Source organism: Deferribacterota bacterium (assembly GCA_034189185.1).
Classification (GTDB): Bacteria; Chrysiogenota; Deferribacteres; order Deferribacterales; family UBA228; genus UBA228.
This window is the reverse complement of sequence record JAXHVM010000100.1, coordinates 1-6,577: the sequence shown is the minus strand read 5'-3', so window position 1 is coordinate 6,577 and position 6,577 is coordinate 1. Positions and strand designations below refer to the sequence as shown.

Here is a 6,577-nt window from a genome sequence, read left to right as displayed (position 1 = left end):
AGTCTATTAACTTTCGATATTAACGGTAGTTATAATGATGGCCTTTTAATAAAGGGTAGGGCTGCCTTAAAGGGGTCAATATTTAATAGATTCAATCTCTACGTTATTTATAACAAAGAGAGATTGATTTTGAAAGAATTAAATATTGATAATCACAATTTTAAGGATTTAGCATACTATTCTTTTAGTAATAAAAATATCCATGTTGATATTGAGAGCCCTCATATAAAAAATAATTTATTTGAGGCGAAAAATGTAAGGATATTGGTAGATGGTATGATTACTGATCCTAGTTTTAATATATATGGAGAGCTACTTAATGTGTCACCTGGCAGAGGTGTTCTAAATATAAAAGGTGATTTAAGAAAGGCCAAGGCAGATTTTAATTTTAAGGACTATAGCCTTAACATTGATTACAAAAGGACAGAGCCATTTAAATTTCTTATTGGTATAAATGCCCAATATAAAGAAAAGATTACTCTTTCTTTACCACTAAAAGTAAAATATTTAAGTGATTTTGCTTTTAATATTACAGCTAGGAAGGGGTCTATTAATATACAACCACTAGGAGAGATCCTTTTAAATGACATCCAATTTTTTGCAGATAAAAAGGGGATTAAGGGTTTTAATTGCAATATAAGTAATGAGATATTTAAGAATATGAAACTAATAGATGTGGATATAAATGAAAAAGGCATAAAAGGGGATATTGATCTTAATAATGGTATTTTAGAGTATAACAATATGTTCTTATTAAAGACAGTGGGTGGTGTGGGGTTTTATTATAATTATAAGGATCCAGTTATGTTATCTGGTGAGGTCAATGGTAGGGGTAAAGTAAATTGGGAGGGCCTTTATCTGAAATTACCTATTAATAAATTTAATATTAAATTTGATGGTTTAAATATAACGTTTAATGCTGTGTTAAATGAATTAGATTCTTATTTGAATATTAGTTATAAAACCAATAACTATATGGATTATCTGGATTCCTCACTAGATATAAAAGGCAAACATATATATATAAATAAATTAGGTTTTTCAGGGATGTTTAATCTAGATCTTTCTTATGATAGCTCCGAAAGAAAACTGAAGGGCGATGTTTTCTTAGTTAAATCATATTATGATGTGGGCGGTTATGTTAAAACCACTTCAGCAGGCACCTCTAATATTAAATTGCCGGTTGATATTAATTTAAATGTAAAAACTATCAATCCTGTAAAAATTGATAATAAATATGCTAATGCCAATGTTAACGTAAATTTAAATGTAATCTATGACAAAGAACTTAAGGTTTTTGGAAAATTATATACCTCTGATTCTTATATAACAATTGGTCAAGAGAAATTGGTGATATTTGATAATTATATTCTTTTTAGAGGGACATTGCCCCCTTATTTATACTTAGAGGCACGTGGTACAGGAAATTATAGCTATATAGTTTTAAAGATCACTGGTAATTTACCTAATTACAATATTAGCATAATAGATTTAAATCCTAGTAACAGAGGTTTATATGAGACTAAATCTAGCTATAACCCACAAAATTTAATAACAGATATATTTGCTGGGGTACTTTTAGGCGACCTACTAAATGTTACTGAGAATATAATAGGTATAAATAGCATAGGTTTTGAGCAGAGTAATGTTGAAGGTGAATATATAAATTCTTTAAAAATAGGTAGGCGATTTTCTGATAGGTTTGAGGTAAATTATGTTGTAAACACAAGTAGTGATGAGGAGGGTGGAGAGGTCGTTGGTGAATATAGTCTATTAGATTGGTTTAAACTGATTTGTTATTCAGAAAATAGGGGTGGTTCGGGCTTTGGTTTTTCTTTTTTTACTGATTTTTAGTTTAATTTTTGTAAATGACAGCTTGCCAATGGAAATAGAAGGCAATGTCGATGCTCAATTGAAAAATATTATATTAGAGGTTAATGAAAAACATGGAAAAAGAGGTGTTGAGGACTTATTGGAAATAATTGATGTTCACAATTATAGCTTTAAGGATGACAAATTGTTTGTTGGAAAAGAAGAAAAAATCAAAAATATAGATATAAAAGATAATATAGCTTTTCTAGATAGCACAATAATTAGAGCTTCAGGTGTAAGGCGCGGTATGGAGCTTAGTAAAGTTAATATAGAAAAAATGAAGGACAATATTGTTAAGTACTACAAGGAAAATGGTTATGTTGATGCGGCTATTAAAAAGGTATCTTATGATAAGGGAAATCTTATTGTTAGAATAGAGGAAGGGAAACTTTATGTAGTAGATGATGTATTTGTTGAGATTGAAAATGAAAGAGGTAGAGAATTTACATATTTAGAAAAAATAAAGGATAATGGTTTAAATCTATTTAATATCGCAGGGATAAATATAGTTCCTTCTGCATTTAACAAGAAAACAGTCGATTATTATAGAAATCAGCTAAGAAAATCTCTGAATAAAGAAGGGTATATTAATAGTAAAATAGAATATAGTTTAAAGGATAGCTCCTTTACCCATCCCTTTGTAAATCTTAATATGCCTTTTTCAACTGTACTGTCAATTATCCCCTTCTTCCATAAAAACGTAATTATAGTATATAAAGTTGAGCTAGGTGAAAAATACAATTTTCATGTTAATGGCGTACCAGATAAACTAAAAAATGAGATAATAAATATAATAAGTGATAATCTTAAGGGAATAGACATTTTCTCTATTAGAGAATCTGAGTTAAAAATTCAACGATTTTTAATATCTAAGCTCTATATGCAGCCACTAGTAAATATAGATGTTGAAAAAAACATATTATCTGTCTCCATTACCTATAGAGGCTCCTACGACAGGGTAGAATATGATATAGATTTTAAGAGATCAGATGATAAACAAATGATTGGTTTAATAAAAAAGTTAGGCATATATGCCACAGATTTTAATTTTATAAATAATATCAAATCATTTATTATCTCTAATTTAAAGGAAAGAGGTTATTATAGTCCATTAGTTGCTTTATATATTGACGCAAAGGATAAAACATTAATTGTCAAAGGAAATGTTGAAGAGGGTAGTAAATACACAATTAGGGATATATATCTAAATGGCAGGTTATATAAAAAAAATTTAAATATTACTGCAGAGAAAGAAGACATTGAAACAATAAAAAAGAATTTGAGGGATAGACTATCAAAAATTTATTATCTTATTAATTTGTCCTTAGGTAAGAAGAGTGTTATTGATAGTTTAAATGTAGTTGATCTATATTTTAAGGCTGATTATAGGAAAGCGGTGATAGAGGATGTATATATTTATAAACCCCTTATTTATGAAAGGGTTGTCAAAAGATATTTAAATAGAGAAAGATTTATAATAAATAGGGATATACAAAAGCTACGTGATACTATTGATAAACAACCCCATATAGAATCATATCACATTAGGCCAATTTATTACAATGATAATAATACAGCAGATCTTGTTGTATATACTGAAGAGAGCCCTAAAAATCGGTTTTATGGGAGTTTGGGCTATGATAATGTTGATAAAATAAGTTTTTTTCTTGGATATGTCAGAAAAAACTTTCTAGGTTCTATGAATAGCTTAGAGATTTTAGGTGGTGTAACCTCTAAGGAAAAGGAAATTGGCTTTTCGTTGACCGGTTTTGATATATTTGGATATAACTTAAGCAATATATCATCTTTTTCATTTAGAGATAGAGATGAAGATGATTTCGATTATAGACGCTCTAGATTTAATTTAGGCTTTAACAAGATAGGTGTAAATTATTTCTTGGGAGCACTAGTTTATTATGAGCATCTAGATATATATGAGACTGATTTTACTGAAGAGATAGAAAATATTTTTGAAAGAGAGTACGATAATTATGGTTTAAGTTTAGAATACAAATACTATTTAGTGGATAATAAATATAGCCCTAAAAATGGGGCTATATTTGATTTTAGACTTACTCCAGTTAATTTTTTTAAGGACGATGATTTTTATAAAAATGAATTTGGTCTCTCCCTTTATAAGTCAATTGCTAAGATTTTGATTACAGTAAAAGGTGAGATAGGAGCAATAGCAGGTAGTAATAGTGATATACCAGCTGTCTATAGATATACCTTGGGTGGGCCCAATAAAATGAAGGCTTATGACTATAGAGAGATTGGCAGTGAAGACAGAAATGGTGTAGTTTATGGGGGCAAATATTATTATTATAGTCTCTTTTATTTGGCGTACAACTTGTTTCCAATGGTCTATCTAGGGCCTTTTTTTGAGATAGGCGATGCTTTTGACGATTTTAATGATAGTCATGGGTATAAGGATATAGGTTTAATGTTTGAACTGAAATCTAAGGTTGGCTCCTTCACTACAAGTTATGCTGTGAATCCTGAAGATAATGAAAAAAGTAGACAAGCTTTTTACATATCATTCGAAACTACTTTTTAATAAATTGAAACCATTAAAAATGCTTGCCCTATCTCAAAATTTATAATATTTTATTTAATTATATTTTAATTCGTAGATTGATAATAGATGAAAGAAAAAGTAGATATTAATACATTAAGAGGAAAGATAGATGAATTAGATACTAAGATATTAGAACTCATCAATGAGAGAGCAAATTATGCTAAAAAAATTGGTGAGTTAAAGGAGGATAACAACCTTCCTATTTTTGCTCCAGAGAGGGAGTATGAAATCTACAATAAGATAAAAAAGTTAAATAATGGACCCTTAGAAGATAGATATTTAATTAATATATATAGAGAAATAATATCTGCTTGTAGAAGTGCGCAGAATAAGTTAAGGGTTGCCTATTTGGGTCCACCTGGCACTTTTACTAATTTAGCTGCTATTAAATATTTTGGTTTATCAGCTGAATTTATTTCCATTGGTAGTATTGAGGAAGTATTTGAAGAGGTTGAAAGAGGTAAGGCAACATATGGTATTATACCTATTGAAAATTCATTGGAAGGGGTTGTCACACATGCAATTGATATGTTCTTTGATACTAAACTAAAGATATGCAGTGAAATATATATAAAGGTTAAGCATAATTTAATAAATAAAACTGGAAATATTGAAGATATAAAAAAAATTTATTCTCACCCTCAAGCAATTGCACAGTGTAAAAAATTTTTATCGTCAACGGTGAATGATATCCCAATAATAGAGGTAGAGTCTACTGCTAAAGCAGCTTTGATTGCCGCAAAAGATATTTCAGCTGCTGCAATTGCTTCTGAGGCCGCTGTTCTGCTGTATGATTTAAAGGTTGTTTGCCCTGAAATACAGGATAGTCTAAATAATTATACCCGTTTTTTTGTTATAGGAAGGGATGTGCAACCTTTTACAGGGTATGATAAAACATCTATTATGTTTTCTGTTCCACATAAAGCAGGTGCCCTCTTTAATGCTTTAGATATATTTGCTAAATATGATATAAATATGAGTAAAATTGAATCACGCCCGTCAAAGAGAGAGGCTTGGAAATATGTATTTTTTGTAGATATTGATGGACATATTGATTGCGATACTGTAAAAGAAGCATTAGAAGAATTGTCAAAAAAGGTAAATTTTATAAAAATATTAGGGTCTTACAGAAAGGGAGAGATGAAAGATGTATAATAGGCTAGTAAGAGAAGATGTTTTGTCTATTGAACCCTATAAACCAGGTTTATCGACTAGCGAGGTTATAGATTTATATGGCCTTAATAAAGTAATAAAGATGGCTTCAAACGAAAATCCTCTTGGCACACCTAAAAAATCAAAGGATGCAATAGTAAAATTTTTAGATAATTTACATATTTATCCCCTTGGAGATGCTAGATATCTAAGGAGGGCTATTTCAGATAAATTTAATATAGATCAAGATGAGATTGTTTTTGGAAATGGTTCAGATGATTTAATTGAGATAATATTATTAACATTTTTAAGAAGTGGTGAACATGCATTAAGTATTTCTCCTTCCTTCTCTGAGTACTATCTTATATCAAAGATTGTAGGAAGTTTTTGTAAAAAAGTGCGGCTCAGTGCAAGTTTTGAATATGATTTTGATAGGATAATTCAGCATATTGAAAAGAATACAAAAATAATCTTCCTTGCCAATCCAAACAATCCTACAGGTACATATTTTAATGAATCAGCGCTAATTACTTTTTTAGGAAGGGTTGATAAAGATAAGATTATTGTATTAGATGAAGCCTACCGCGAATTTGCAGAGGCTAGTGATTTTCCTAAAAGTCTTGATTTGCTGGCTAACTTTAAAAATCTCATAATTATGCGAACTTTTTCAAAAGCATATGGTCTTGCTGGTTTGAGGGTTGGTTATGGAATAACTAGTAAAGAGATTGCAGATTTGCTAAATAGGGTAAGGCAGCCATTTAATGTAAATTCTTTAGCTCAAGTTGCAGCGATTGCTGCTTTAGATGATAAAGAACATTTAGAGGCCACTTATAATAATAACATAGAAGGTAAATATTATCTATATAGTGAATTGAATAAATTAGGTTACAGATATATTAAGAGCGAGGCGAACTTTATATTGATAGATGTAAAAGATGGAAAAAGAGTTTTTGAAAATCTTTTGAAAGAAGGTAT

Annotated in this window: 4 protein-coding genes; all 4 read left to right on the top strand. The window is 29.6% G+C overall.

Going from position 1 to position 6,577, the window contains the following annotated elements:
- The coding region (locus tag SVN78_07360; GenBank protein ID MDY6821422.1) for a translocation/assembly module TamB domain-containing protein at positions 1-1,854 on the top strand (1,854 nt) is incomplete at its 5' end.
- Positions 1,855-1,882: 28 nt separating this feature from the next.
- Positions 1,883-4,429: a BamA/TamA family outer membrane protein gene (locus tag SVN78_07355; GenBank protein ID MDY6821421.1), complete on the top strand. Its 2,547-nt coding sequence runs from the start codon at positions 1,883-1,885 to the stop codon at positions 4,427-4,429.
- A gap of 87 nt (positions 4,430-4,516) precedes the next feature.
- On the top strand, positions 4,517-5,605 hold the full coding sequence (gene pheA / locus SVN78_07350) for a prephenate dehydratase (GenBank protein ID MDY6821420.1): 1,089 nt from the start codon (positions 4,517-4,519) through the stop codon (positions 5,603-5,605).
- The coding region (gene hisC, locus SVN78_07345; protein MDY6821419.1) for a histidinol-phosphate transaminase at positions 5,598-6,577 on the top strand (980 nt) is incomplete at its 3' end. The genes pheA and hisC, both read left to right, overlap by 8 nt.